Consider the following 25,108-nt stretch of genomic DNA (forward strand, 5'->3'; position numbering starts at 1 on the left):
CCCCTCCGCGCAGGGGATTCGGGTCCGGGGTGCATGCCGCATTTCCCGGTGGTCCGGGGCCCGGATTCCGGTCTACCGGGACGGAGCCACCGCAGCCTTTTTGCCCGGCAGGGTAAACCGCTCTATCCGCACGTATGGAGTCGCAGCGAAACCATGATCGACAATTCTGTGGAGAAAGAGGGGTTTTTCTCTCCTTCGGATGCCGTATACGTCGGTTCGTCGGGATGCCGCGGGCGGGGCGTCTTCGCCCGCAGGGATCTTATACCCGGCGAGTTGATCGAGACCTGCCCGGTGATCGTGCTCGGGGGAGCGGACGAGCAGGAACTTCTCGATAAGACGCACCTCTTTGACTACTACTTTGCGTGGGGGGAGCTCGCCGCCGTGGCGCTGGGCTACGGGTCGCTCTACAACCACTCCCGCCACGCGAACGCGGATCACGTCTGCGATCTTCTCCGGGGCGAGATCCGCATCTCCGCCCATCGCCCGATCTCGAGAGGCGAGGAGATCACCATCAACTACGGCGGGCTGCCGGACTGCCCCGACCCCGTCTGGTTCGATGCGGTGGAGTGAGTGGTTGCCCGGAATCGTGGTTATTGCTGTTCCGGGCTCTTTTTCTTCTCCGGGGGCAGCGGCGTTTACCGGTATCGCGAACCGGGTGCCGGGAGACCTTCCCACCCTTCCCGGGCCGTTCAGGGCCGTCTGCCGAAATCTCCAGTGGAAATCAAGGGGTTTGCAATATCCTCCCCGAATCATTGAGATTCTCTCGATCGCCGGTAATGCCTGCCGACCCCTGTAACCGGCCTGCCGGTCGTGCGGGCACCTCAGAATCGTCCGAGAATTTGAACGATTTTGAGGGATTCGGGGGTAATTTGGAGATATGATAGGAGGGTGTCCGGGATGCAGGGGTGTGGGAATGGAGATGTGGCCTGGAAATTCTGCGATATGCCTGGAATGGGCGTTCCGGCCGGTGCCCTATCTCCTGATGACGAGCTGCACCCGCTCGGTCCTCACGGTGCCCCCTCCGGTCGCCGTAACCACGGCGTCCACGGTCGCGGTGGAGACGAAGGGCGGGAGGCCGGGGGTCGCGGCCTCGTAGGTGAGAGGCGGGTAGGGTGCGGAGATCGTGCCGAGGTCATGGTTTTCGCGGTATGCGCCGCCGAGCGCCGTAGCGGCAACCCTGATCTTGACGGGCGCGTCGAATCCGCCTTCGGGGTGCACCGTGAGCATGAACCTGACGGTATCGCCGGGCCGGGCGGTGGCGGACGCCGGGGTGACGCTGATCGAGAATGTGCGGGAAGTGAGCTGCACCGGGGCTCCGGTCGCGGCCGGCGTTCCCGGCGTTCCGGCCGGGGGCGGTCCCGGAGGGGGTGCGCCCTCGTTCGCGAGGAGGGCGTAGGCGCCGGCGAGCATGGTCATCAGGACGCAGACGATGATCGCGGTCAGCAGGGGGGAGCGTTCCTGGAGCATGGTGCCGGCACCTCGGTGTCCCCGTGAAGGGTACGGGCAGAACGGTTGCCGGCCTATTTATGCGTTGCCGCCCTGCCTGGGATAAAAAGGGTGAGTGTTCCTCAGTCGACGGCGACCATGACCTCGGTCGACTTGACCACGGCGTAGACCTTCTTGCCGACGGCAAGCCCGAGATTCTCCACGGACTTCTTCGTGATGACCGCGACGAGTTCGCCGCCGCCGTCCAGTTCAACGACGACCTCGGCGGTGACCACGCCCACGTTCAGGGCCTTTACTTTTCCGGGAAGCTGGTTTCTTGCACTTAACTTCATGATGCACCGGGCCGGTAATCCGGCCCGCCGGGCCATATAGGTTTCGATGCCCGAAAGATCGGCGCGGTGCGCATACTCTTCCTGCAGGCGGGAGTGCCGGCGTTTCTTCTGGGCGCAAAAAAGTGGGTTTACCTCCCCCGGGTCAGTGTGCCTGCACATCGTTCAGTATGTGGCCCCGACAGAATCATTATATCTTATAGTTGCCCATAGTTGGCTATGGTAACCACGATCCAGCTCCAGCCGGAGACCAAGTCCCGCCTGGATACCTTGAAAACACATCCCCGGGAGAGTTATGACGAGACGCTCAACCGCATTATGGACGCATTAATCGATCCGGAGCCGCTTTCCGAAGAGACGTTGCAGCGGATCGAAGAAAGCGTCGCGGACATGCGGGCCGGCCGGGGTCGCCCCTTTGAAGAGTATGTTCAGGAACGGGACCTCTGATGATCTGGCGGCTCATCCTGATGCCGGTTGCCGAGCGGGTTCTCAATAACATCCCGGACCCTGATGCCGGACGAATTAAGGAAGAACTCTATGCTCTGGCAGATGAGCCGTATCCCCGATTTCACGTTAAGAAACTGAAAGGACACCAGAACAGTCCGCTATACTCTCTTCGTGTAGGACAGTACCGGATTATTCTTGTGATCGAGGACAATGTGATGGTCATCACCGTGATTGAGATTGGAAATCGGAGCAAAATCTATCGGAAATATTGATCTGCGTCGCGAGATGTTCACGGGTCTTGTTAGTTGAGTCTCGTTTATTCGATTGTCTCGAAAGTCAAAATCAATCGCATACGGCTCTAAAAACAGATAATGGTTCTATAAAGCCATTATTTCTTCATACTCTCTTTCGTATTAACAATAAGGTTGCACAACTCAGTCCGATAAGTGCAATCAGTGCGCCAAATCCGGGTAACGCAAACACCGGCACTTCACTTTTAGCGTAGATCTCTGTTGTAAACACTTCTGATCCGGTCAAATGCCACTCTGCTTTATTCCCATCCACTACATTCGCATTTGTGTCAATAATTTTGCCGGGCATCTCGAGATAGTAGTGAACACCGGCACTACTTAGCATTGCTTCATTAAATTCGTTAGAATCCTCAATAGTTTCGTCAGATAAGAGTCTTTTATCATCGTAAATCATATAGCCGCTTTCTTTTTTGATTTGCCATTTTTCGGGATCCGTTGATTGTAATGGTTGCGTACTGGCTATACTAATCGTAACAGTATCACCATCCCAAATTTCATCGTATTTATACGTCCCTGGCTCAGCATTCGATGTCATTGATTCCCTTAACGACGAATAACCCTGTTCTTTTGCGCTCTCCTTAAGGGCATTATACACAAATTGACTCGTCGTGAGATCGTATGAGTATGAACTCAGCGTAGCATCCGGGTTTACTTTTGTGTGGACTTCAAGAGTAAAGCAGCCACAAGACAGCACCAAAAATACAATTAAAAGACATAGGATTGATATTTTTGCTCTCATAAGAGAGGCATCGACTTAAAGATTATAGATGGCTTTCTTATCGACTATCTAGGATATTCGGCTAAATAAATCTCTATTATCTTTGAAGTGTCGAAGTTTGAACACAAAGACTCAGGTGGATTGAATTGATAGAGGTATCTTGACCCCTTTGCCTGAATAGTATCAAAAAGTTAATCTATCGATAAACAAAACTTCAAGGTCAGACTGATTGGCGTTTTATTGAATTATCGCCCTTCGTGTGCCTTGCCGATGAGTGAAAACGAATATCTGACCCGTAAATCGAGGATCGATCCGAAGTTACGGGCGGCTGGTCCCTACTGAAGCGGAACTCGCCCGGCAGGAGGGGCGCGAGTACGAGCCGGCATCGGTGCTGCTTGAGCGGATACGGTCGGGGGAGAGAGCGAAGAAAGCGCGACAAGAATCTCAGTCTACATTGACATGAAGGCGCCGGGATCTTCGGGAAGGAGATCTTCGACCTCGGAGAGCGGGAGGGAGATCGGTTCCCGCCGGCCACCGGGGTACAGCGCCACCTCGATCAGCCTTTTTGGCATCCTCGCCGGAGCGGTCACGCTGCATCCCGCCCGGCGCTCATCCTCAATTGGTTTTCTTATCTATCGTATCGTTCATTCATCGTTCATTCATCGTTCATTCATCGTTCATTCATCGTTCATTCATCGTTCATTCATCGTTCATTCATCGTTCATTCATCGTTCATTCATCGTTCATTCATCGTTCATTCATCGTTCATTCATCGTTCATTCATCGTTCATTCATCGTTCATTCATCGTTCATTCATCGTTCATGTATCCACGCCAGGTTGGGCATCTACCTTGTTTTCGGCCTGGATCAGCCGCTTATTCGCCGGAGCGCTCTGGAAATGCCTCCAATTCATCGTGGCCTCTCCCGCAGGATATATCGTGTATTCCTCCTCGACGTGCCCACCTGCTCCAGGATACCGCGGTCAACCAGGCCCTTGAGATCCCTGAAAGCCGTCGGTGCCGAGACGCCGGTGAGTGATTGATAGACACCGCTCGTGATACTCCCCTCGGCCTTGATCCGCTCCACCGCAAGGATCTGCCGTTCACTCAGTTCCATCTTCTGAAGATAACTCGCGCTCAGCGTATCCATCCGCATCGTCAGGGTGAACCCGAGCGAGGTGCNTCGCGAAGGCGGGNAACCGGCATACCGGCATNCGCGGAAGGCCGTGANTGATCCGCTCAACCCCTGACCCGTAGCGTTCGACAAGCCCGGCACGGTNAGAAGATATCAGCAACCTTCGGGTTGCGGTGAAAGGAGTAGTGNCTCCTGTATGATCATCTCAACGGTGACACCTTCGGGAAGATGGCCGGGATTGTGAAAGCGGATATGGTCGTCAAAGATCTTGACCTGCGTCTGGATCGTGTTGTTGAAGTAATCGCGGTGGATAAGCGCGTTGAGAAGCGCCTCCCGGATCGCCAAAAGCGGGTAGTCCCAGATCTCTCTCCTCTGGAAGGACTCTCGCATCGCCTCCTCTGAGATGTCGTACCTGACGCCGAGATACTGCTTGATAATCCGCTCGCCCTCCTCGAACTGCTGGAAGAGATTGCCCCCGATCTCGTGGTCGCCGATGATGATATCCGCCCGCTTGAACCGCCCGATCCGGAGGATGCAGTTCAAGAAATACCGCTGCGGGTTCTTGCCGAAGAGGGCGATGGCGCCGTTGCTGATCCCTCCGTCCCTGGCAAGCCCGAGTCGAGAGAGCACTGTCTCTACTGATTCGGCCGGATCGACAGAAGTGAGTCGGCCCGTCGCATTTGCCCGTGCAAGGAAACGCCGCACCGTCTCTTCGTCGATCTCATCGAACGAGTACGGCCCGGTGACGCTGTCCCACTCAATGCTCTGCTGGAAGTACTCCCTGAGCTCGTCGGGGAGCATCTCGCGGGTTGTATCGCCGACACGGGTGTAGTACCGCCCGTCAAAGGCGACCGGAACGCGGCTCCGCTCGACAGTGACGATGACGATGGACTTCCCCTCGATCTCATGGATATCGATGACCGGATGAACGCCGAGCCGGGTGGTTATGCTGTCCGCGAGTTTCTTAACAGCGTTATTCCTCAGGTCGAGCCCGATGACGGCATGGTCATGGTCCCGGATTCCGATGACGGCGGCACCACCGGCGGTGTTGGCGAAGGCGGACAGGAGCCGGTAAAGGCTTGCGCTCACATCTTCCTTGAAGTCGATCTGCCGCCCTTCAAAGCGGGCGAGCAGGGAGTATAGGTCATCCACGCGCATCTCTCCTGATATCTTCCCTTTGTAGCATGGCGGAGCTCCTCTCCGGTTGTACGTTCTTCTGCATGCCTGATCGGGTGAAAGGCAAAGTTGCCGAATTTCCTCCAGGATGAATGGCAGAGCAATGGTAACTCTATTTTTCTGCTGAAAATTTCTTTGTTTGTGGGATGGGATTATGATTTCGGTTTTAAGGCCCTGCTAAACGAGGAGATTCAGGAAATAGAGGGATATACCTCAAAAGTCCCTATGGTGGTGCACGCCACCGTTGACTGTCCATCGTTCACCTCACCCCCTCCCCCACCGTGGCGATACCCGGTGGGAGGCCATGCCGGCGTTTGACCTCAGGCGAACGTGCAGGAGTGCTCAGAATCATGGGGGATATTCTACAAAAGGAATGGGCCTGCCCGGATTCGAACCGGGGATCTTCGCCGTGTAAGGGCGACGTCATGACCGGCTAGACCACAAGCCCTGTGGATGCCTTATAGTGTTTTGCACCGTGACGGATAAACGTGTTGCCTGCCGGGGATTCCGGTGCCATTGCCTGCGTGCTCCCCTGTGCTTCACTGCTCCCACTCGCAAACCTCTCCTCAAAGACCCCCACCGCCCGCGCTTCGCGCTCCTCAATCGCACCTTCGGTGCTCATGCTCCGGCCCCGTGGCCCGTCGCAACTCACACCCGACGGTGCTTAAACTCCTGCCGTTCCGGCAGTCGTTCCGCCCCCCGAGGGGGCGGGCAGTGCGTGGCGATATCCCATGGAAAGCCGCATGTAGATCCCCGGCGTTCTGGTAAGAAACCGCTCGCGGGACGCCCCGATAGAGGTGCCCCTCCGGAGAGAGTTGAGGAAACGTACCAACAGTGCCTAAAAAAAGAGTTCAGATAAACCCGAAGGACTTCAGCGTCACTTCGGGGTTGACGGCTCCCACGTGGTAGACCTTGCCCTCGGAGAGCTCGTTGATGACGACCTCGGCCGGGGAGAAGAGCGAGGTGTCGATCTGGTAGAAGTCGAAGTTGGCTTCCTTGAAGATATCGTAGAACGGCTTCCCGTATCCCTTGGACTTGTTGCTCGGGATCTTATCCAGGTAGTCCTTGATCTCCGGCGCGTTCATCGTCAGCATGATGCTGCCGTGGTAGATCGTCGCGTCGTTGGTGCTGCCCATCGCCTTCGTCCCGTCCTTCTTGACGGGCGCGATCGGGGCGTGGCCGATACCGGCGGTGATCTTCTTGGTATCGAAGCCGAGCTCGTTCAGCTTGTAGACCGCGGTCTCGACACAGCGGCCGGCGACCTGGATCGAGCCGACGAGGGAGGCCGTGGGGGCGACGACCGCGCAGGTGTTCGCCACGTCCACGTTGCAGGCCTCGGCGATGTTCTCCATCACCGCGGCGTTCGGGAGGTGGTCGCTCTCGAGGCAGATGACCGCGTAATCGAACTCGTCCTCATACTCGATGACCTCGTAGGTGTGCTTGGGTTTCAGGGAGAGCGCCCGTGCGGGGCCGCTCCCCATCGCGAAGTACTTGTTGACGTTGACCGTCCAGCCCGCCTTCTGGGCGCCGAGGCACGCAATCGACGGAAAGTCGGTGCTGACCTCGATGAACGGGATGGGGAAGTCCCGGATCTTGCCCATGGAGATGTCGACCTCGCCGAGCCCGCCCATGCAGATCTCGGTGAACCGCCTTCCGGTCAGGTACCCGCCTGAAGTGCTGACGCCGCAGTCTACGATGCGTGCGCCGTTGTCGAGCTCGTGCGGGACGGCATGTAACTCCTCGGCGTATTCGAAGAGTTCCTCAAAAATATCCAGTGCCAGTTCGTTCACGCTGAGCATGTGGAAAACCTCATCAGAGTACAAACGGTGGGGGAACTGATAAGGATTATGAAATCGTCTGCTCCTGCCCCAGGTGCTCCAGCACGCGCCCGGGATCGTAACGGAGACTGATCAGCCTCGTTCGCCCCCTCCCCTGGCGGTAGTGGAGATTCAGGAGCCGCATCGAATCGAACTTCTGGACGATCTCGTAGAACTTGGTGTAACTGACCCCGCCCACCTGTTCTTTCACGAAACGGTAGACGTCGCCGGCGTTCATCTCCTTATCGTCGCGGGCCGACATATCCGCGATCCTGGCCAGCACCTCCCGCTCCTCGGCCTTGAGCGCCCGCAGCGAGAACGCGAGGTGGAGGTAGCGGGAGACCTCGTATGCCCTGCAGACGTCCTCCCGCTCGACCGACCGGCGTGCCTCCCGCTCGGCGTTCAGGGCCGCACGCTTCAGGAGATCGATCCCGACGCGAAGGTCGCCGCTCTTCATCGTCTGCTCCACCACCAGATCCAGCATCTCGGTCTTGATGACGTTCGGGTAGAGACCCTGCAGGACGCGCTCCTCGAGGATGCCGTGGACCTCCTCCTCCGAGTAGGGAGGGAAGTAGATCTCCGTGGGGCGGAAGACCGACGCCACCCGTGCGTCGACCTCGCTCTGCAGGGTGACGGACATATCGCTGACGATGGCGACGACACCTATCCGGACGCCCGGATAGGCCTCGTGCGAGCGCAGCAGGGGATAGAGCACCTGGTTGATCTCGTTCTCGTAGAGGAGGTAATTCGCGTCGTCGAGCGCCACCAGGAGCACCTGCTCCTCGCGCTGCAGCACTTTCGCTATGGCGTCGAAGACCTGCTTGAACGACGTGCCCGACGGCGGCGGCGGGTGCCCGGTGACCCTGCGGTAGATCTGGGAGAAGATGGCGAACTTGGTGTTGTCGATCTGGCAGTTGATGTAGACGGGAACGAGCTTCTTCGTAGCCTCTTCGATCTCGGCAAAGACCTTTTTGACGCTCGTCGTCTTCCCGGTTCCCGGGAGACCCCTGCAGATGGTGTTGAGCGGCCTCGCTCCCCGCAGCCCGGGCTTGACCTGAAACGCGAGTTCCCGGATCTGGGCGTCACGGTGGTTGAACTGCTCGGGGACATAATCGATCTCGAAGACCTCGGGATCCCGAAAAAGCGTCTCGTCCCACATGAGCAGGTTCTTCTTCATTATACAATCCTCGGGTACGGTAGTATTTATACCCTCCAGGTTTTTGTTTCCCCATCGAGCGGATCCTGCAGGAATCAGGGCTGTTCCATGCACTTCTTACAGAGTGTCTTGCTCATGAAGAGCTGGGAGAGTTTCGCCTGCGATTTCGTCACTTCCGCTCCGCAGACCTCGCAGACGTCCTCCGCCGGGGCCTCCGACGGCTTCGCGGGAGCCGGTTCCTCCGTCGGGGCCGCCTCCGGCTGTACGGTGGGCTTCTCCTCCGGTTTTGCGGGCGGTTCGGGTGTCCTGGGGTGCTCCGGGGCCGGCGGGATTGCCGCTGCGATGACCTCGGGCGGAGGGCAGGCCTTTTTCTCCTCGCGGGGAGCAGGCTCCGCCACCGGCTCAGGCGTCTTCTTCTCCGGGGCGGGTGCCTCCGGAACCGCGGGCCTGGCCGCGAGAACGCGCCGGCGGTATGCGTCCACACGCTCGGCGGTCGCCTGATCGCCGCGCCCGACCCGGGCAAGGATCCCGTCGAGGAATGTGATAAGGTCGTCCACATCCTCATGGGTCTCTACATCGCCCTCGACCTCGAGACGGAGATTTTCGTAGTTCTCGAGGTTGATGGTGATCCCGATGGTGACTTCCTTCTTGCTGGACATATATTCCATTAAATATTGTATTCCATTATATACAATTCCACCGGCGACCCGCACCGCCCCGCCGTTCGGCTCGTCCGGCCGTGTTTTTCCGCCTCCGGAACCGGGGGCGATCCGGGCCGGCAGCCGGCGGCACGGTGGAGACGGGGGTTGCCCCGGGTATCCGGGCCGGTTCCGGCCACGGCCGGCAGGGGTGCCCGAAACCCCGCACATTGGAGTTTATGGCTATTTCCTTTCGCATGGATTTTTATATCCTCGCTCCTATACCGGGGTGAAGTTTCCGACACCTCTACCCGGTAGCCCGTACGGTATGCCAGAGGAGCGTGATGATTACCCGCCTGCGTCAAAAAGCGTCAGACTCATCCTGGCCACGCCCACCCGCCGCGGACCTGCCGGTCGTTCTCCTGGTCGGCGTAGTTGCCGGCCTTCTGCTCGTCCAGGGTGCTGTTGCATCCGCGGCGCCGATCGTTGTGGCGGCGAGCGACAGCAGCGCTACAGCGAAGGCGCACTACGCCTGCGACGGCCTTGACGATCGGGTGGAGATCCAGGCGGCGCTCGCCGCGCTCCCCGACGGCGGCACGGTCGTCCTCTCGGATGCCGCCCGCCCGGTTGCGGTCGAGTGGCCTCTCTCGGAGGGTGCAGACCTGACCCGGCTCGAGGTGCTGAAGCCCGGCGGCACGAAATAGGTCTCCCGGGGTTGCGGAACCGGCCGTTCCCCCTCCCGGCCTCCCGTGCGAAACCCTTCGATGGAGGCGGGTCGGCTAAAGCCTTAAATGGTACTTCCGTGTCATAGAGGTGTGAGCCGGGGTGGAGGGCGTCACCGGGCTCTCGCAGTCCCGTACGATCTCCCGGCGACGTCGTAGAATAACAGGCGGATCGTAGTTCAATGTCGGCAAGACCGCATCTGGGGGAGAGAGAGAGGCGCATCCTCATCGCCGTCGCGATCATACTCTCGGTGATCGTCGCCGTCGTGCTGATCCTGCATTTTTACCCCCCGATTCCAGTGCCCCCGCCCCCTCCTCCCCCACCGGTCACCCCGATTCCCACGACTCCGGCGGTGCCCCCGGAAGTTGCCGGACCGACGATCGCCGTTGCGGCAAGCGACAGCAGCCCGGAGGCCAAAGCCCGGGCAGATATCGTCTGCGACGGCACCGACGACCAGGCGGAGATCCAGGCGGCGTTCGATGCGCTATCGTCGGGCGGCACGGTCGCTCTCCTCGACGGGACGTTCAATTGCGCCGGGAATGTCTACCCGCGCGCGAACTCCATGCTCCGCGGGGAGGGGGCGGATGCGACGTTCATCGAGTTCACCAATAACGGGCGGCTCCTTGTCTCGCAGGAGTCCGTCGCGCTCTACAACTTCCACATCAGGGGCACCGGCTATCCGCAGATCGAGCCCGACCTCTGGCTCGGCGTGGTCACCATCTACGCGAGCCACGCGAAGATCCTCGCCGTCGAGGGGACTGCGGATGCGAGCACCCAGGCGGTCTTCCTCCTGCTGCACGACCCGAACGTCTACGCCCCCACCCTCGAGGACGTCGAGTTCGTCAACTGCAAGGTCGCGGACACCGGGACCTACGGGTTTCTCCACAACGCCTGGGGGACGACGAACATGGTGATCAAGAACGTCCGCTACGAGAACTGTGCTGCGATCAACTGCGGCAGGTACGGAGCGTTCAACCCCTGGGTGACCGGGTTCGACTTCGCGGAATTGAACGACATCGAGGGTCTCCGCGTGACGAACTGTCTTGCGGAAGGCAACCTGGAGTCCGGGTTTCACTTCGAGTGGGATCCGGAGAAGCGCGACTGCGTCCTCATGAACTGCATCAGCAGGAACAACGGGCAGAAAGACTACCCGGCGAAGGCTTACGTCCAGAGCGATATGTCGACCCACTACTTCGGGTGCGGCTACTACGCTCCACGGGGGGACATCATCTTCATCAGCTGCTACTCCGAGGGGAACAGCCGCCACGGGTTCTACGCGACGAACGGCGGCAAGCTCTACAGTTGCGTCGACAAAAGCGTCGGCGCCGGGAAGACCGATTACCGGCTCATCCAGCCGGCATCGTTCTACGCTGCCCCGACCCGGTCGATATCCCCGTCCCTGGTACTCGAGAACTGCTCGAGCATCGACTCGTATGGCTACGGGCTTCATATCGACCTCGCAAGCGATGTCCGGATCAAGAACTTCCACCTGGAGAATCCGGCCGGAATCGATGGAAAGGCGACGAACCTCGGAGGCTCGCTGGGCGGGCCGCTGGCCAACTCCGTGGTCAACATCTATGCATCGGGCGACCGGGCTGAGACGCTGATCTGGGCGAGGAATAACGAGAACGTCGAGTACTCGGGCAGGATCGTCTCGGACTCGGCAAAGCCGTTCGTGATCGAGGGCGATCGCACGCAGAACGTCCGGATCAAGGATATGGAGATCGTCTCCGCGAAACTCGCGCCGTTCACCAACGGCGTCACCCTCGCGAATACGGTCCCTGCCGGTGCGGTGACGTTTGAGAACGTGGCGGTCACTTCGGGCGCGTTGTGATCGCCCGTATGTCCCCGGATCGCCGGTGCCGGTTTTCCGGCCGATCCTGCTGCGGCAGGGGTGCGGCAGGGGGGCCGTTGCCGCCGCGGTCGACCGGGCACGGGGTGCCGCGTGATTCTGCGAGTTTTATATTATTCATTGGATAACAAGCGGTATTCAGGCCCTGTTCATCCGTCCGGAATGACCCCGGGGATCCCCGGTCTGGGTGCGTATTCTCCGGGGCGCATGCGCTAAAGTTGGGGTTATTATATAAAACTTGTTGTTGAGATATAAATTTCAGAAATCATATAAATTAACGATTACCTCGAAATTCCGTGGATTTTTTAAGTATCCGCTCTCGCAAATCTGTTTATTTCATTTGAAAAACCTTTTAAATTACGGCTATCAGATAATGCAGTATCTCCCCAGAGGTGAGATAATGCGAGATAGACGGACAATGAAGCTTCTTATTGCAGCGTTCCTGATCGTCGGGCTCATCCCGATTGTCGGGGCGCTCGAAGCGACCCCTACCACGATTGTCGCGGCAAGCGACAGCAGTGCGGCCGATAAAGCGGCGGCTGCCTATGTCTGTGATGGGGTCAACGATCACGTGGAGATCCAGGCAGCACTGAATGCCCTGCCGTCATCCGGCGGTGTTGTCCTCCTCTCCAGTGGTACCTACAACTGTGCAGGGATCATCGCTCCCAAAGCAGGCTCCACCCTCAAGGGGGAAGGTGAATCGGAGACGAACCTTGTCTTCACCCGCGACGGGCGGATCAACGTCGACCGCGAGTACATCACGCTGGACGGGTTCCACGTCAAGGGAACCGGCTACAGTAGCGGTGTCAAGTGGCTCGGCGTGATAACCATCCGGGCAAGCCACGCGAAGATCCACAGCATCACGGGAACCGCCGATGCAAGCATCCAGGCAGTCTACCTCCTGATACACGATCCGACCGTGTATGCCCCGACCCTCGAGGACGTCGAGTTCGTCAACTGCAAGGCCGTGGACACCGGCACCTACGGGTTCCTCCACAACGCCTGGGGGTCGACGAACAAGGTGATCAAGGACGTCCGCTACGACAACTGTGCTGCGATCAACTGCGGCAAGTACGGGCAGTTCAACCCCTGGATCACCGGGTTCGACTTTGCGGAATTGAACGACATGGACGGCCTCCGCGTGACGAACTGTCTTGCGGAAGGCAACCTGGAGTCCGGGTTCCACTTCGAGTTCGATCCGAAGGTGACGAACGCGGTTCTCGAGAACTGCGTGAGCATAAACAACGGGCAGAAGCCCTTCCCGACGAAGGCTTACAACCCGAACGACATGTCGACCCACTACTTCGGGTGCGGCTACTACGCCCCGAACTGCGACGTGACGTTCATCAACTGCACCGCGGAGGGCAACTCCATGAACGGGTTCTACACGACGAACGGCGGGAAGCTCTACAACTGTGTCGAGAAGGACACCGGCATCGGGAGAACCGACTTCTCCTACCGGGTGCCCGCCGGCTACTACAGCATCCCGACCCGCTCGGTCAACCCCTCCACTGTGATGGAGAACTGCACGAGCATCAACTCGAACGGCTACGGCCTGCAGGTCGACCTCGCGAACAACGTGAAGATCCGGAACTTCCATCTGGTCGATCCGATCGGGTACAACGGCAAGGGCTCAAGCCTCGGCGGCACGAACGGCCAGTTCGACAACTCCGAGGTGAGCATCTATGCATCCGGCAACCGCGTGGAGACGCTGGTCTGGGCGAAGGAGAACGTTAACACCGTCTTCTCCGGCCAGATCGTCTCCGACGCCGCGAAGCCGTTCGTGATCGAGGGTTACAGGACCAAAAACGTCCTCGTGAAGGACATGGAGATCGTCTCAAAGACCCTCCCCGCCGGTTCCCCCGGCGTGACCATCGTGAGCACGGTTCCGGCCGGTCAGGCGACCCTTCAGAACGTGAAGGTGACGTCCACCGGTTCGCCGGTTCCGACCCCCACCCCCACCCCAACCGTTCCCACCACGCCGGCTCCCTCCGGGAAGCCGGACCTCGTGGTGACCGACATCTCCTGGACGCCGGCGAACCCGGTGGCAGGGGATGCGGTGACGATGAAGGCAACGATCAAGAACCAGGGAGATGCCCCCACGCCTGCGGGCACGAAGCACGGTATCATCGTCACGTTCGATGACGGTGCTGCCGGGCCGGGTGTCTGGTCAGATACCTACACCAAATCGATCGCTCCGGGTGCATGGGTCACCCTGACCGCGAACGGCGGATCGGCCGGTGCAACCTGGAAGGCCGTCGAAGGCACGCACACCGTGAAGGCGCACGTGGACGACGTCAACCGGATTGCTGAGAGCAACGAGGCCAACAACGTCAGAAGCGAGCAGATCAAGGTGTCAAAGGCGGCGTCGGGGCCCACCCCGACCCCCACTCCGACACCGACACCCGCCGGGAAGCCTGACCTCGTGGTGACCGATATCTCCTGGACGCCGGCGAACCCGGCAGCAGGGGATGCGGCGACGATGAAGGCCACGATCAAGAACCAGGGCGACGCCCCGACGCCTGCGGGCACAAAGCACGGCGTCCTCTTTACGTTCGATGACGGCGTTGCCGGGCCCGGTGTCTGGTCAGATACCTACACCAAATCGATCGCTCCGGGTACATGGGTCACCCTGACCGCGAGCGGTGGATCGGCCGGTGCAACCTGGAAAGCCGTCGAAGGCACGCACACCGTGAAGGCGCACGTGGACGACGTCAACAGGATTGCCGAGAGCGTTGAGAACAACAACGTCATGAGCAAAGAAATCGTCGTCGGAGGCCTCCCGGTTCCCGTCAGGGGCGACCTTAACGGGGACGGCAACGTTGACTGGGCCGACGTGACGATCGCTGCCGGGATGGCGCAGAAAACCGCTCCGTCAGACCCCGCTGCCGACGTTAATGGAGACGGCACTGTGGACTGGAAGGATGTTGCCCTGCTCGCCGACTTCTTCTTCGGCAGGACCTCTTCTCTCTAAAGCGTTTACCTGGAGGAGTGGTTTACCCCTCCTCTCCTCCTGGTTTTGCCACAGGTGCCGCCCCCTAACACCTGTACAGTGTGTGGACATATTGGTTATGGACGGGTCTTTTCACCCGGCCCGGTGGGCGTTTTCTGCTCCCGTATCGTGCAGCACGGCCCTGAACGTTCTTTCCTCGAGAATCTCCGGCTCTCCCGGGGCCGGACGGTGGATACATCTATATAGGTGCCGACCGATACAGGCGACCGAATGGCAGTAGCATTCCCGAAAAACTTCAGCGAGGTCAGGCAGCACTTAGAACAGCCGCTTATCCGGAATTCGTTCTTCATCATGGCCTCATCGTTTGCTGCAGCCGGGTTCGGATTCTTCTTCTGGATGATCGCGGCCCGGTTCTACTCGCAGGCGGAGGTGGGTATTGCAACCGCCCTGATGTCGTCGATGGGCCTCCTCATCCTCATCTCCCGCCTGGGTCTCGACCAGTCGGTGATCCGGTTCTTTCCGACCCGCGACAAGAACCGGGTGCTCGGAACCGCCGTCCTCGTCCCGACGGCGGTTGCGCTCGGTGCGGGCCTCTTCTTCATCGCGGCGGTCGACGTTCTGGCTCCCGAGCTTGCGATCGTCAGGTCGATCGCGCCGCTCTACCTCGTCATCCTCGGGGCTTACTCCATCACCTGGGTCTTTGAGGGTGCGTTCAACGCCCTGCGGAAGTCCGAACACTACTTCGCCCTGAACCTGCTCTACGGGACCAGGATCCTCTTCCTCGTCCCCCTGGTCTTCCTCGGTGCGGTGGGCATCTTCAGCGCCTTCGGCCTCTCGTTCATCCTCGGTCTCGTCCTGGCTCTCGTTCTCCTTGCCCGGTGCTCCGTGAAACCGATGCCGTGCATCGACCGGGTCTTCCTGCGGGAGGCATGGCAGTTCTCCGCCGGCGCGTACGTCGCCGGGATACTGATGTCCGCCCCCAACATGGTCATCCCGATCATGGTGCTCAACGTGCTGGGGGCCGAGAGCACCGCCAACTACTACATCACCTATGCGATCGTCTCGATCCTCTTCATGATCCCCTACGCGTTCACGACCTCGCTCTTCGTCGAGGGAAGCCACGGGGGAGAGATGAAGAGAAGCGTTCTTCGGACGCTCGCGAGCATGTTCCTCCTGCTCGTACCCGCAATCATCGGCCTCTCCCTCTTCGGGGAGCAGATCCTCAACCTGATAGGCAAGGACTACGTCGAAGGGATGGCCCTGCTCCGCGTGCTTGCCGCATCCGCCCTCTTCGTCTCCGTCTGCCAGACGTTCATCTCCATCGCAAAAGTCCGAAACGACATCCGGAGCCTCGTCGTCCTCAGCGGTTTCATCAGCGTCGCGCTGCTCGGGCTCGGCTACGCCCTGATGAACCGGTTCGGTCTCATCGGCATGGGATATGCGTGGCTCGCCACCTACGTGGCAGGAACGCTCCTCGTCGTCCTGATCCTGAAGAAGAAGGGCTGGTTATGACCCGGCGCTCAGAGTTTTTTCTCCCATGACGGACTGCGTCCGGGGGTGCCGGGTGCAACCCGGCCCCTCATCGTGCTCCTTTACGAAGGAAACAGGCAGAAGGCCCCCCGCTGAAGTGGAGGGAACGGTCACCTGTAGTAGATGATAGAGCCGGCGTTATCGTAGATCCGGTTCCGCTCCTTGATGTACCCGCCGGCATCGACGTAGTTCGCCGTGGTGACCGCTCCTTCCGTAAGCTCGATCCGAACGCTGTCCTGCACGATATTATACGTACCAAAGTAGAGATACGTCCTCGATTCTATCCGCGATGCGTTATTCGGGAGGTAGCGCTGGTGTTTCGGGCTGAACCCTTTCATGAGCCACCATCGTGTGGCGTCAACGTAGATGGGGCGTTCCGCTTCTGCAGAGATGAGCCATTTCGCCCCCGTGACCTCTTTATCGTTGAATATGGGTTTATCCCCGGTGGTTTCGAGCGCTACCGAGGTCGGACTGTCGTTGACGACCTGGTAGATGAACCCGCTGTTGAAGAGGAAGAAGACGACGAAGAACGCCGACAGGGCCTGGTATGCCGGTCTCACCGATATGGTTCGCCCTGGTGCGCGTATCAGCCTGACCGCGGTCTCGTAGAGAGCTATGCCGCCGATGATCGCAAACGGGGCAAGGATGATGAGGGTGATATGGTAGAGCCGGCTGGTGTTGAGGGAACTTGCGAAGAACGGGACGAAGATCCCTGCTACGTTGATGAGGAGGAAGACGAGCGCGACGGCGAGATACTCGAGTTCGATGCGCCACCGTCCGGGTCTGAGGACGGTTGCGAACAGTCCCACGGCAATGAGGCCCTGGGTGGCGACATGGACGATCTTTGCCAGACCGTGCAACGGTGTCGTCGACTGACCGGTGAGGATCTGCATGCCCTGTGCGGTCGTGGGGTCGAGGGTCTCTGCAAAGAGTGTTTCTGCGATCTTCTCTCCTATTCCGGCGACGGCGGCAAACGTCGCGCCTTCGGCAACCGTCGAGTACCATATGTAGGCGACGGCGGCGAAGATGAGGATATAGGGGAGGACAAGCGTCCGGATCTGCTTCCGGGGTCTACCGGGTTCATCCTGCATCGGCATGAATCTCTTCTGGATTCCGGCCGGCAGGTGCTCCGAGAAGACCAGCAGCAGCCAGGCCGGGACGAGCGAGAGGAGGTAGATATATGCAAGGCCGTAGTGCGATACGACCATGGCGAACCCGAAGGTGACCATGAGAAAGGCACGCGTGCCCTGTTTCATGGACTTATCGATCATTGCAAGGAGAGTCAGCGCAAGGAAGAGTTCGGCGATCTGCTGGCGGGCAAGGGAGATCATCTCCGTGTAGAACGTAAAGAACGCGACGAAGAAGAAGACCGCGAGAAATCCGATCTTTGCGTTCGTCTGTTTCTCGACCGCACGGTAAAGTCCGAGCGGCACGAGCGCGAAGAGGAGCGGGTAGATTATCTTGAAGACCCAGACGGGGTCCAGACTCGTGATGAGGGAGTAGATGGGGACGAGCGCGACGATGGAGAGCATCCCGTTCGTGTTGTACGGCAGGGTCATGTCCCAGATCCCTGGCGTCAGAACATTGTTTACCAGGTTGAGTTCGTGATGGATATCGTAGCCCCAGATGTACCCCGAGATCAGCGACGTGTGGTAGATGAGCGAGAGGGCGATGGCGTAGACCGCAAGCGGGTAACAGGAGGCCGGGACGAAGCGGTCGAAACCGACGGCAAGGCCGACGAGGGCGATGAGGACGAGGAGCAGGAAGAGGAACGTGACCATGTGGTATTCGTCGCGCACGTACGTCCCGAGGATCGCAAAGAACGGGAGCGTCATCAGGAACGGGGCTGCGGGGGTGACGGGAGCATAGGTAACGACAGGGTCCGGGCCGGCGTATCTCCGATCCGCGACAAGCGCGATGACGAGCAGGACCTGGACGACGACGATGATGGTGAGAAAGAGGATCCAGAACGAGAACGGCCTGACGTACCCGAGTTTCGGGTAGATGAAGTTTGCGGCAAGACCGGTGAGCATGAGCACTCCGAGGCTCAGCCCGACGGAGTAGAGCGTCGTCTCGACGGTACCGAGGTTGTGGAGCCTGAGCATCTTGAGCACCAGGACCCCCGGCAGGAAAGTGAGGTAGAGAAAAGCCAGAACCTCTCTTGCGACCGGTATCTGGTACCCGACGAGGTCGAGGGCGACCGCCCCGATGAAAAGGAACTGGAATGCTTGAACAGCCAGGAAGAATGTCCTGTTGTTCCAATCGTTCATCCGGAGCGGGTTGAGCAGTTGCATAATACCTCGTGTTGTCTGGCTATGTGGAGTGGCACCGTCTCTTCGGTTGTCGGGGGGTCATATTCATGCATCAACTACCCGGTTTACTTATTAAACGTTTGCCCGGGGGAGGTTCGTTCTTCCACATCCTTTGGAACCGGGGTCTGCGGCAGTTTTTGTTCTGTATCGACGGCGTGCACCAGTTCGTTGTAGACCGCAAGAAGGGTCAGTGAAATCGTGGACCAGGCCATATCCGTCTTTAACTTCGTGTAACCCTGCTCTCCCATGCGCCGGCATGCCGTCGGGTCCTTCAGCAGGGCAACGATTGCCCTGGCCAGCGACTCAGGGTCTCGCGGCGGTACAACGTACCCGGTCACCCCGTCGTCGACGGCCTCTGGCAACCCACCTACGTTCGTGACCACGACGGGCCTTTTGAACCCGTATGCAGTCGGTATGACCCCGCTCTGGGACGCTTCGAGATACGGGAGCGCCACGACGCTTGCCTGCTGGAAGAGCCGGGCGCCCTCTTCGTAGGGTATCCGGTAGTTGTGGACCTCGAACGCGTCCCGGCCGGCCACCGCCTCCCGGTACCTGCCGAAATCCTCCCCCGTGCCGGCGACAACGATCCGGACGCCGGGAACCTCTCGGGAGATGAGCGGTTCGGCCCGGATCAGGCAGTCGAGCCCTTTGTAATGATGGATGCGGCCGAAGAAGAGGACCTGCGGGCCGTCCGGTTCCAGGCCTGCCTGTTCAAATTTTACGAACGGCGCCACCTCGTGCTCGCCGATCGGGATGACGTGCACTTTCTGTTCCGGCACGCGATACTTTTCTACGAGGTTCTCCTTGAGCGCCTTCCCGTGAACGAAGATCCGGTCGGGCATGACCCTTGATACGAAGAGGGTGAGCCGGTAGAGCAGCGATCCTGCATCAAGGAGACGGTCTTCGCCGGGGTGGGGTTCGATGTCGTGAAACGTCGCGACAAGCGGGTATTTCCGGAGCATGGGGAGGAGCGGGCAGAGCATGGGGTTGTTCACCTGGAAGTGGACGACGTCGGGCCCGAAGTCGTTGATTGCGGCGACGATCTCTTTGAGCATCGGGTAGCCCGACGGGCCCGGCCTTCCGGCGTACCGGGAGTAGCCGAAGATGTGAACGTTCACCTCCGGGTCGATGCTCTCCACGTACTCCTCCGACCTGTAGTCGGGGAGGAGGAGGAGCACCTCGGCATGCCGGGCAAGTTCGTTCGCCATCTGGATGGTGTAGTCGTAGAACCAGAAGGTCAGGCACGCCACTCGCATAGGGGCTCTCTCTGTGAGGATGCTCTATATAGAGGTTGTGTCGTGAGGCGTTGTTGGGCGGATAGGCCTTGAGCAGGTGGGCGTGGGTTTTACGGCATCCGCCCCGGCGTCCGTTCTCCTCCGGGCGTATCCGTATGGTCTCCCTGCCGCACCCGGTCTCCGTGCTTCCCGATTTACCGATGTCGGATGGAATCCGTGCCGTTTCACGCCGTCGCCCCGTAGCGAGGGTCGGAGGGCCCGTGCCATGCAGACGCATGAAACCGAATTCCCATCAGTTCCGGATGAAAGCGTTTCGGGGAGGGTCACTCCCGGCGAACGGTAGCAGAAAGCGCGAGTATTAGTAATCTTCGATTTTAATTAAATCAATTATATAATATCTTTTTGCAGAAATCGATCTCCGTTATGCTACGGCAGCGTTGCAACTGACGGCATTCCTGCAGCCCATATTGCCGATAAATCCCTCAAAGTAATTTTATTTTCACAATAAAATATTTATATGGTAATTGAAAGACGGTAGTGATACCTCACAGAGAGGCTGAATGGCATGATAGACAGGCAAAATATACTGAGACTGGCTGCAGCACTTCTGGCGTGCTGCCTTATTATTCCGGCACTCTCCCCGGTAAGTGCAGCCGAGTCCGCAAGTCCGGCCACGCTCACCGTGGCTGCAAGCGATAGCACCGAACTGTCGAAGAACCAGGCAGACTACGTCTGTGACGGGGTCGACGATCAGGCCGAGATCCAGGCGGCGCTCGCCGCGCTGCCCGACGGCGGTAAAGTAGTCCTTTCGGACGGTACGTTCAACTGTGCCGGTGTCATCGCGCCGCCGGCAGGCACGACGCTCTCCGGGCAGGGTCCGGATGCGACGAACCTTGTGTTCACCAACGACGGACGTATCAGCGTCGACCAGGAGAACGTGGCCCTGGACGGGTTCCACATCGAGGGCAGCGGCTACAGCAGCGGTGTCAAGTGGCTCGGTGTGATAACCATCCGGGCAAGCCACGCGAAGATCCACAACATTGAGGGAACGGCGGACACGAGCATCCAGGCGGTCTTCCTCCTGCTGCACGATCCGGCGGTCTATGCCCCGACCCTCGAGGATGTCGAGTTCATCAACTGCAAGGCCGTGGACACCGGGACCTACGGGTTCATCCACAACGCATGGGGATCGTCCAACAAGGTGATCAAGGACGTCCGCTACGATAACTGTCAGGCGATCAACTGCGGGAGCAAGGGTGCGTTCAACCCCTGGATCACCGGGTTCGACTTTGCGGAACTCAACGACATGGACGGCCTTCGGGTGACGAACTGTCTTGCGGAAGGCAACCTGGAGTCCGGGTTCCACTTCGAGTTCGACCCCACCGTGACGGACGCCGTCCTCGAGAACTGCGTGAGCCGCAACAACGGCCAGAAGCCCTACCCGACGGTACCTTACAAGCAGAGCGACATGTCGACCCACTACTTCGGGTGCGGCTACTACGCCCCGAACTGTGACGTGACGTTCAAGAACTGCGTCGCGGAGAGCAACTCGCTGTATGGGTTCTACGCGACGAACGGCGGCAAACTCTACGACTGTGTCGACAAGGACACCGGCGCCGGGAAGACTGACTATACCTACCGTAAGCCGGCCGGCTACTACAGCATCCCGTGCCGCTCGGCCGATCCCGCCCTGGTGCTCGAGAACTGCAAGAGCATCGACTCGCACGGCTACGGCCTGCAGGTCGATCTCGCGAGCAACATCCGGATCGAGAACTTCGAGCTCGTGAACCCGGCAGGGATCGACGGCAAGGGTGCAAGCCTCGGCGGTACGAACGGCCAGTTCAGCAATGCCGAAGTGGACATCCACGCCTCCGGTGACCGGGCCGAGACGCTCGTCTGGGCGAAGAACAACCAGAACGTCCAGTACACCGGAGATATAACCTCCGCCTCCGAAAAGGCGTTCCTGGTCGAGGGCGGCCAGAACGTCCAGACGGACGGCATGGCGGTTGCGTCTGCCGGCGCGTAAACCGGTCGATACTATCGGGCCTGACGGGCCCGGGCATAATCTTTTTTTTAGTTTTGCACCCGGCCGGAGGGCGGGTGCATGAGAAACTCGGAGAATTTTGATAGTGCCGGCCCGCTGTTCCGCCGGAGTCGCAACTCGAAGACCTTTGGCCTTCTCATGCTCCGGCCCTTTGGCCCATCGCAACTCGCACCTTCGGTGCTCGCACCGTGGTGCTTCCAGCCAGTCGCGTTTCGGGATGTCATACTAATGAACCATCGCACGTTCCGACAGTTTCACTCCGAACGGTTGTATACTGCGGGCAGTCGTTTCAGTCGGAACATTACATGCCCCGTGTACGGCTTTCGAGGGGCTATCCCCGAGAGGGGGGTGGGGACAGGGGAGGGGGGAATACTCCCCCCTCCCCACCTGATGGTGGTCGAGCTCCGGTTCTACGAACCGTCGCACTCCCCGTCAGCCCCCCCGTATGGCGATAACGATGCGTGCCCGAAGGGCAGGCAGAGTTCGAGCACCGGAGGTGCGCAGGCCACCACGGTCCACTGTTTTGGGCTTTTTCCTCGCTTCGGCCTTCCGAACGCCCATCGCAACTCCCACCTTCGGTGCTCGAACTCCTGTCCTACGGGCAGTCGTTCCTAACAGTGCTCACGCACCCGCCGTTCCGCCGGGTGCACTCAAAAAGTATCCGGAGCCTTCGGGGTTACCCCTTTCGAGACCCCCGCTGGCATACTCCCTTCCGCCTTCCCGGCAACCTTCGCGTAGAACGTCTCGATATCGCTGACGATTGCCTGCCAGTTGTACCTGGTCCGGACGAGTTCTTTCGCCTGCTCCCCGAACCCTGCCCGCAGCGTTTCGTCAGCAAGCAAGCGTCCGATGGCGTCGGCAAGCGCCTCCGCCGTATACCCGGTGTTGAACCCGACGGAGTTGTCGATCCACCCGAGCAGATCCCCCTTGCCCGTCGTCACGATGGGTGTCCCGCAGAGGCACGCTTCGAGGAACGTGACGGGAAAACCGGTGAAACTCGGCGTCACGAAGACGTCGGCGTCGGTGTACGCGGCCATCTTGTCCTCCTTGCTCACGAACCCCGTGAAGACCACCCGGTCGTCAAGACCGAGCGACTCGACCCGCTGCCTGAACTCATCGTTGTGGCCCATGTCCCCCCCCACCAGCATGAGAACGGCGTCGTCGAACTCCCGTGCGACCACGGCAAACGAGCGGATCAACAGATCGATCCCTTTTGTCGGGTCGAGCCTCCCGAGATAGAGCACAACCTTCGTGGCGTCGTCGATCCCCCATGCCGTACGGAACCTGCCGCGGACGGGAAGATCGGGGTACTCGGCGAGGTCGATGCCGTTCGGGATGATCGCGATCCTCTCATCGGCAACACCCAGCTCGCGGTACCGCTCCGCTTCCGTCTCATTGAGCGCGATAACCCCCGCGGCGCCGAGGATCACCTTCTCCGACCAGAACCGATCGAAGAGCCGCTTCATCCGCGCAGAGCCCGTATCCTGCGGGAGCGCCCCGTGCGCCTGGAGAACGTAGGGCACGCCGTACTTCCGCGCGTAGTGCGAGGCGATGATGGTGAGCATGGTGCGGTGGTCGTGGATGTGGACCAGGTCGAACCCGTCAGTCTCCCGCCTCGCGACCGCCGGCATCCGGTAGGGCATCACCGGCGGGGTCACGCCCAGGGCGTATTTTCGTAAATTCTCAAAGTAATAGACGTCCATCCCGTCGACGGAGGTGAGCCGGTTCGTTGGCAGGTCGTTCGGGTAGATGCTCCGGTTCGTCGTGTAGACGGTGATGTCGTGCCCGTTCTCGTGCAGTGTCCGGGAGATATCGTAGGCAACCCGTGCCACCCCGCCCGACTCCCAGAGCGGTTTGAAGAACGGGGTCACCTGCAGGATCTTCATGCCTGCCCCCCGATGCTGCGTTCCCGGAGCCGCTTCCTGATCAGGCCCGCGTAGCAGTTCAGGCAGAATGGTGTAAAAAGCCAGATCCCGCACTCGATCAGGGGCGCAAGCCCGTGCTGCCGGATCCGGTAGCGGTAACTCTCCAGGTTGTACTCCAGGTAATCCGCGCCGATCTGCTCGAACCACCACCGGCGGGTGACGTTTCCGTTACGCACCCTCTCGGAGCACTTCACTATCCAGCGTTCCACCAGTTCCCGGGTTCGCCCCTCCGCCACCTCGGGCTGGAAGTCGCTGTTGATGACGCAGGGTATGGTCGCGTAGTCCCGGATCCCGTCCCGGTCGAAGTCCACCGAGAGGATCATGGTGCTGTGAATTTTCTCCTTGAAGATCTCGGTATCGAACTGGAAGTTCCCGAGTGAATAGGCGATCAGGCCGCCTTTGTACCGTTCCAGCCCCTGGATGGTATGCGAGTGGTGCCCGAGAATCAGGGTTGCCCCGTTATCGATGAAGGCATGAGCGAGTCTGACCTGGTCGGGGGAGGGGTAGTAGGTGTTCTCGATCCCCCAGTGCAGGGAGACGACGACATGGTCGCACCGGTCCTTCAGTGCCCTGATGTCGTCGATGACGGCCTTCTTCTTCAGTTTGGCCACGGTGACGCCCGGCGGCGACCGGAACCTTCCGCTCGTATACGCAAGGAAACCGAACCGGGTCCCGTTGTGCTCGACGACCAGCCCTTCAGGTGGGTTGTCGCCCCGCCCCCCTCCGACGTAGGCGATGCCGCGGGATTCAAGACCCTCAAGGGTATTCTCAAACCCTTCCCGGCCCCTATCGAGCGTGTGGTTGTTTGCCACGCTGAGGATATCGAATCCGGCTTCTTTGAGGAACTCACCTGCCTCCGGCGGGGTTGTATTGACCCAGCGTTTCCTGCTCTCGCTTCCGCTCTCGGAGAGAACCGTCTCCAGGTTCCCGAAAAGCAGATCTTTCTGCCGGAGTTCGTGTTGAACCAGGGCAAAAGGTCTCTTGCCGTTCCTGATCCAGAGCAGCACGTCTCCGACCGCTCGCAGCCGCACCGATGTCATACCTCTTCTCCTGCAGAATCTCTGCTCGGGACGGGAGATCCGGGCCTGCAGCCGGCCTTCGTCGTCGATCTGAAGGTCCCCACCCTCTTGAACCGTAGGGATGGAACCCCATTGACGTCTGCGAGAGAAGCTTTCATGTACGGGTAATCGTGAATACTGCCTTCCCTCCCCGATGCGTTGAGTTCCAGACAGGCGATGCGACAATATATATTTTGCCCTGATTAGGCCCCCGACATGCGTATCCCGATGCCTACGGCTTCCCGAAAACTCCGGAATCCCGGCGGGGCAGGAAGTGGCTCCGGTAACGGTGGAACTCGTGATG

At 59.7% G+C, this 25,108-nt stretch carries 22 protein-coding genes and 1 tRNA gene; 8 read left to right on the forward strand and 15 right to left on the reverse strand.

What is annotated here, in order from left to right:
- Nucleotides 1–153 precede the first annotated feature (153 nt).
- Nucleotides 154–570: an SET domain-containing protein gene (locus MEMAR_RS03230; protein ID WP_011843504.1), complete on the forward strand. Its 417-nt coding sequence runs from the start codon at nt 154–156 to the stop codon at nt 568–570.
- 402 nt (nt 571–972) lie between these two features.
- Here the strand turns inward: MEMAR_RS03230 and MEMAR_RS03235 are convergent, their stop codons facing one another.
- Together MEMAR_RS03235 and MEMAR_RS03240 are read right to left on the reverse strand one after the other, a co-directional pair.
- Nucleotides 973–1,467 carry a hypothetical protein gene (locus tag MEMAR_RS03235; RefSeq protein ID WP_011843505.1) on the reverse strand — a complete coding sequence of 165 codons (495 nt, stop codon included), beginning with the start codon at nt 1,465–1,467 and terminating at the stop codon, nt 973–975.
- Nucleotides 1,468–1,568: 101 nt separating this feature from the next.
- The gene (locus MEMAR_RS03240; protein ID WP_011843506.1) at nt 1,569–1,778 is read right to left on the reverse strand and encodes a TOBE domain-containing protein; all 210 of its coding nucleotides are present in this window, start codon (nt 1,776–1,778) and stop codon (nt 1,569–1,571) included.
- Nucleotides 1,779–1,994: 216 nt separating this feature from the next.
- Between MEMAR_RS03240 and MEMAR_RS03245 the strand changes: the two genes are divergently transcribed.
- A complete protein-coding gene (locus MEMAR_RS03245; RefSeq protein ID WP_011843507.1) occupies nt 1,995–2,222 on the forward strand; it encodes a DUF7557 family protein in 228 nt (75 codons plus the stop codon).
- A complete protein-coding gene (locus tag MEMAR_RS03250; RefSeq protein ID WP_011843508.1) occupies nt 2,222–2,494 on the forward strand; it encodes a type II toxin-antitoxin system RelE family toxin in 273 nt (90 codons plus the stop codon). Before MEMAR_RS03245 ends, MEMAR_RS03250 begins: the two co-directional genes overlap by 1 nt.
- Nucleotides 2,495–2,618: 124 nt before the next feature.
- Here MEMAR_RS03250 and MEMAR_RS12655 read toward each other — a convergent pair whose 3' ends face one another.
- The 9 genes from MEMAR_RS12655 to MEMAR_RS03280 form a co-directional block, all read right to left on the reverse strand.
- A complete protein-coding gene (locus MEMAR_RS12655) occupies nt 2,619–3,272 on the reverse strand; it encodes a PGF-CTERM sorting domain-containing protein (protein WP_011843509.1) in 654 nt (217 codons plus the stop codon).
- A 428-nt stretch (nt 3,273–3,700) separates the two neighbouring features.
- Nucleotides 3,701–3,823: a hypothetical protein gene (locus MEMAR_RS13335; RefSeq protein ID WP_267312951.1), complete on the reverse strand. Its 123-nt coding sequence runs from the start codon at nt 3,821–3,823 to the stop codon at nt 3,701–3,703.
- 337 nt (nt 3,824–4,160) lie between these two features.
- A complete protein-coding gene (locus tag MEMAR_RS03255) occupies nt 4,161–4,400 on the reverse strand; it encodes a transcriptional regulator (RefSeq protein WP_245526640.1) in 240 nt (79 codons plus the stop codon).
- 138 nt (nt 4,401–4,538) lie between these two features.
- Entirely contained in the window at nt 4,539–5,543 is a 1,005-nt protein-coding gene (locus tag MEMAR_RS03260) for an RNA-binding domain-containing protein (protein WP_011843511.1), read from the reverse strand.
- A 392-nt stretch (nt 5,544–5,935) separates the two neighbouring features.
- Nucleotides 5,936–6,009: transfer RNA gene (locus tag MEMAR_RS03265), tRNA-Val, on the reverse strand.
- The gene (locus MEMAR_RS12660) at nt 5,995–6,183 is read right to left on the reverse strand and encodes a hypothetical protein (RefSeq protein ID WP_081432587.1); all 189 of its coding nucleotides are present in this window, start codon (nt 6,181–6,183) and stop codon (nt 5,995–5,997) included. Before MEMAR_RS12660 ends, MEMAR_RS03265 begins: the two co-directional genes overlap by 15 nt.
- Nucleotides 6,184–6,412: 229 nt before the next feature.
- Complete coding sequence (mch, locus tag MEMAR_RS03270; RefSeq protein ID WP_011843512.1) at nt 6,413–7,360, reverse strand: methenyltetrahydromethanopterin cyclohydrolase; 948 nt, start codon at nt 7,358–7,360, stop codon at nt 6,413–6,415.
- Nucleotides 7,361–7,406: 46 nt separating this feature from the next.
- The gene (locus tag MEMAR_RS03275; RefSeq protein WP_011843513.1) at nt 7,407–8,555 is read right to left on the reverse strand and encodes an ORC1-type DNA replication protein; all 1,149 of its coding nucleotides are present in this window, start codon (nt 8,553–8,555) and stop codon (nt 7,407–7,409) included.
- A 74-nt stretch (nt 8,556–8,629) separates the two neighbouring features.
- Nucleotides 8,630–9,193 (reverse strand): hypothetical protein, encoded by a 564-nt coding sequence (locus tag MEMAR_RS03280; RefSeq protein ID WP_143706314.1) that lies wholly within the window; start codon nt 9,191–9,193, stop codon nt 8,630–8,632.
- A 323-nt stretch (nt 9,194–9,516) separates the two neighbouring features.
- Between MEMAR_RS03280 and MEMAR_RS03285 the strand changes: the two genes are divergently transcribed.
- The 4 genes from MEMAR_RS03285 to MEMAR_RS03300 all read left to right on the forward strand — a co-directional run bounded on the left by MEMAR_RS03285 (nt 9,517) and on the right by MEMAR_RS03300 (nt 16,212).
- Nucleotides 9,517–9,876, forward strand: a complete 360-nt coding sequence (locus MEMAR_RS03285) for a hypothetical protein (protein ID WP_011843515.1) — start codon at nt 9,517–9,519, stop codon at nt 9,874–9,876.
- A gap of 200 nt (nt 9,877–10,076) precedes the next feature.
- On the forward strand, nt 10,077–11,729 hold the full coding sequence (locus MEMAR_RS03290; RefSeq protein ID WP_011843516.1) for a hypothetical protein: 1,653 nt from the start codon (nt 10,077–10,079) through the stop codon (nt 11,727–11,729).
- Nucleotides 11,730–12,165: 436 nt separating this feature from the next.
- Nucleotides 12,166–14,721 carry a CARDB domain-containing protein gene (locus MEMAR_RS03295; RefSeq protein WP_245526641.1) on the forward strand — a complete coding sequence of 852 codons (2,556 nt, stop codon included), beginning with the start codon at nt 12,166–12,168 and terminating at the stop codon, nt 14,719–14,721.
- A 249-nt stretch (nt 14,722–14,970) separates the two neighbouring features.
- On the forward strand, nt 14,971–16,212 hold the full coding sequence (locus MEMAR_RS03300) for a lipopolysaccharide biosynthesis protein (protein WP_011843518.1): 1,242 nt from the start codon (nt 14,971–14,973) through the stop codon (nt 16,210–16,212).
- Nucleotides 16,213–16,340: 128 nt separating this feature from the next.
- On the opposite strand, the gene MEMAR_RS03305 is transcribed toward MEMAR_RS03300, so the two are convergent.
- Both MEMAR_RS03305 and MEMAR_RS03310 read right to left on the reverse strand, forming a co-directional pair.
- Complete coding sequence (locus MEMAR_RS03305) at nt 16,341–18,524, reverse strand: DUF2206 domain-containing protein (protein WP_011843519.1); 2,184 nt, start codon at nt 18,522–18,524, stop codon at nt 16,341–16,343.
- A gap of 83 nt (nt 18,525–18,607) precedes the next feature.
- On the reverse strand, nt 18,608–19,798 hold the full coding sequence (locus tag MEMAR_RS03310; protein ID WP_011843520.1) for a glycosyltransferase family 4 protein: 1,191 nt from the start codon (nt 19,796–19,798) through the stop codon (nt 18,608–18,610).
- A gap of 544 nt (nt 19,799–20,342) precedes the next feature.
- Between MEMAR_RS03310 and MEMAR_RS03315 the strand changes: the two genes are divergently transcribed.
- Nucleotides 20,343–21,803 carry a right-handed parallel beta-helix repeat-containing protein gene (locus MEMAR_RS03315; RefSeq protein ID WP_011843521.1) on the forward strand — a complete coding sequence of 487 codons (1,461 nt, stop codon included), beginning with the start codon at nt 20,343–20,345 and terminating at the stop codon, nt 21,801–21,803.
- A gap of 668 nt (nt 21,804–22,471) precedes the next feature.
- On the opposite strand, the gene MEMAR_RS03320 is transcribed toward MEMAR_RS03315, so the two are convergent.
- Both MEMAR_RS03320 and MEMAR_RS03325 read right to left on the reverse strand, forming a co-directional pair.
- On the reverse strand, nt 22,472–23,707 hold the full coding sequence (locus MEMAR_RS03320; protein ID WP_011843522.1) for a glycosyltransferase: 1,236 nt from the start codon (nt 23,705–23,707) through the stop codon (nt 22,472–22,474).
- The gene (locus tag MEMAR_RS03325) at nt 23,704–24,786 is read right to left on the reverse strand and encodes a CapA family protein (protein WP_011843523.1); all 1,083 of its coding nucleotides are present in this window, start codon (nt 24,784–24,786) and stop codon (nt 23,704–23,706) included. Before MEMAR_RS03325 ends, MEMAR_RS03320 begins: the two co-directional genes overlap by 4 nt.
- Between the last annotated feature and the right edge of the window lie 322 nt (nt 24,787–25,108).

The sequence above is a fragment of the Methanoculleus marisnigri JR1 genome, from assembly GCF_000015825.1.
Lineage (GTDB): Archaea > Halobacteriota > Methanomicrobia > Methanomicrobiales > Methanoculleaceae > Methanoculleus > Methanoculleus marisnigri.

Coding starts and splice junctions, on each gene's coding strand:
- mch (WP_011843512.1), bottom strand. CDS start 7,360: ATGCTCAGCGTGAACGAACTGGCACTGGATATTTTTGAGGAACTCTTC.
- MEMAR_RS03285 (WP_011843515.1), top strand. CDS start 9,517: ATGATTACCCGCCTGCGTCAAAAAGCGTCAGACTCATCCTGGCCACGC.
- MEMAR_RS03245 (WP_011843507.1), top strand. CDS start 1,995: ATGGTAACCACGATCCAGCTCCAGCCGGAGACCAAGTCCCGCCTGGAT.
- MEMAR_RS12655 (WP_011843509.1), bottom strand. CDS start 3,272: ATGAGAGCAAAAATATCAATCCTATGTCTTTTAATTGTATTTTTGGTG.
- MEMAR_RS03305 (WP_011843519.1), bottom strand. CDS start 18,524: ATGCAACTGCTCAACCCGCTCCGGATGAACGATTGGAACAACAGGACA.
- MEMAR_RS03300 (WP_011843518.1), top strand. CDS start 14,971: ATGGCAGTAGCATTCCCGAAAAACTTCAGCGAGGTCAGGCAGCACTTA.
- MEMAR_RS03235 (WP_011843505.1), bottom strand. CDS start 1,467: ATGCTCCAGGAACGCTCCCCCCTGCTGACCGCGATCATCGTCTGCGTC.
- MEMAR_RS03275 (WP_011843513.1), bottom strand. CDS start 8,555: ATGAAGAAGAACCTGCTCATGTGGGACGAGACGCTTTTTCGGGATCCC.
- MEMAR_RS03240 (WP_011843506.1), bottom strand. CDS start 1,778: ATGAAGTTAAGTGCAAGAAACCAGCTTCCCGGAAAAGTAAAGGCCCTG.
- MEMAR_RS03295 (WP_245526641.1), top strand. CDS start 12,166: ATGAAGCTTCTTATTGCAGCGTTCCTGATCGTCGGGCTCATCCCGATT.
- MEMAR_RS12660 (WP_081432587.1), bottom strand. CDS start 6,183: ATGAGCACCGAAGGTGCGATTGAGGAGCGCGAAGCGCGGGCGGTGGGG.
- MEMAR_RS03250 (WP_011843508.1), top strand. CDS start 2,222: ATGATCTGGCGGCTCATCCTGATGCCGGTTGCCGAGCGGGTTCTCAAT.
- MEMAR_RS03310 (WP_011843520.1), bottom strand. CDS start 19,798: ATGCGAGTGGCGTGCCTGACCTTCTGGTTCTACGACTACACCATCCAG.
- MEMAR_RS03320 (WP_011843522.1), bottom strand. CDS start 23,707: ATGAAGATCCTGCAGGTGACCCCGTTCTTCAAACCGCTCTGGGAGTCG.
- MEMAR_RS03290 (WP_011843516.1), top strand. CDS start 10,077: ATGTCGGCAAGACCGCATCTGGGGGAGAGAGAGAGGCGCATCCTCATC.
- MEMAR_RS03255 (WP_245526640.1), bottom strand. CDS start 4,400: ATGGATACGCTGAGCGCGAGTTATCTTCAGAAGATGGAACTGAGTGAA.
- MEMAR_RS03325 (WP_011843523.1), bottom strand. CDS start 24,786: ATGACATCGGTGCGGCTGCGAGCGGTCGGAGACGTGCTGCTCTGGATC.
- MEMAR_RS03280 (WP_143706314.1), bottom strand. CDS start 9,193: ATGTCCAGCAAGAAGGAAGTCACCATCGGGATCACCATCAACCTCGAG.
- MEMAR_RS13335 (WP_267312951.1), bottom strand. CDS start 3,823: ATGCCAAAAAGGCTGATCGAGGTGGCGCTGTACCCCGGTGGCCGGCGG.
- MEMAR_RS03230 (WP_011843504.1), top strand. CDS start 154: ATGATCGACAATTCTGTGGAGAAAGAGGGGTTTTTCTCTCCTTCGGAT.
- MEMAR_RS03315 (WP_011843521.1), top strand. CDS start 20,343: ATGATAGACAGGCAAAATATACTGAGACTGGCTGCAGCACTTCTGGCG.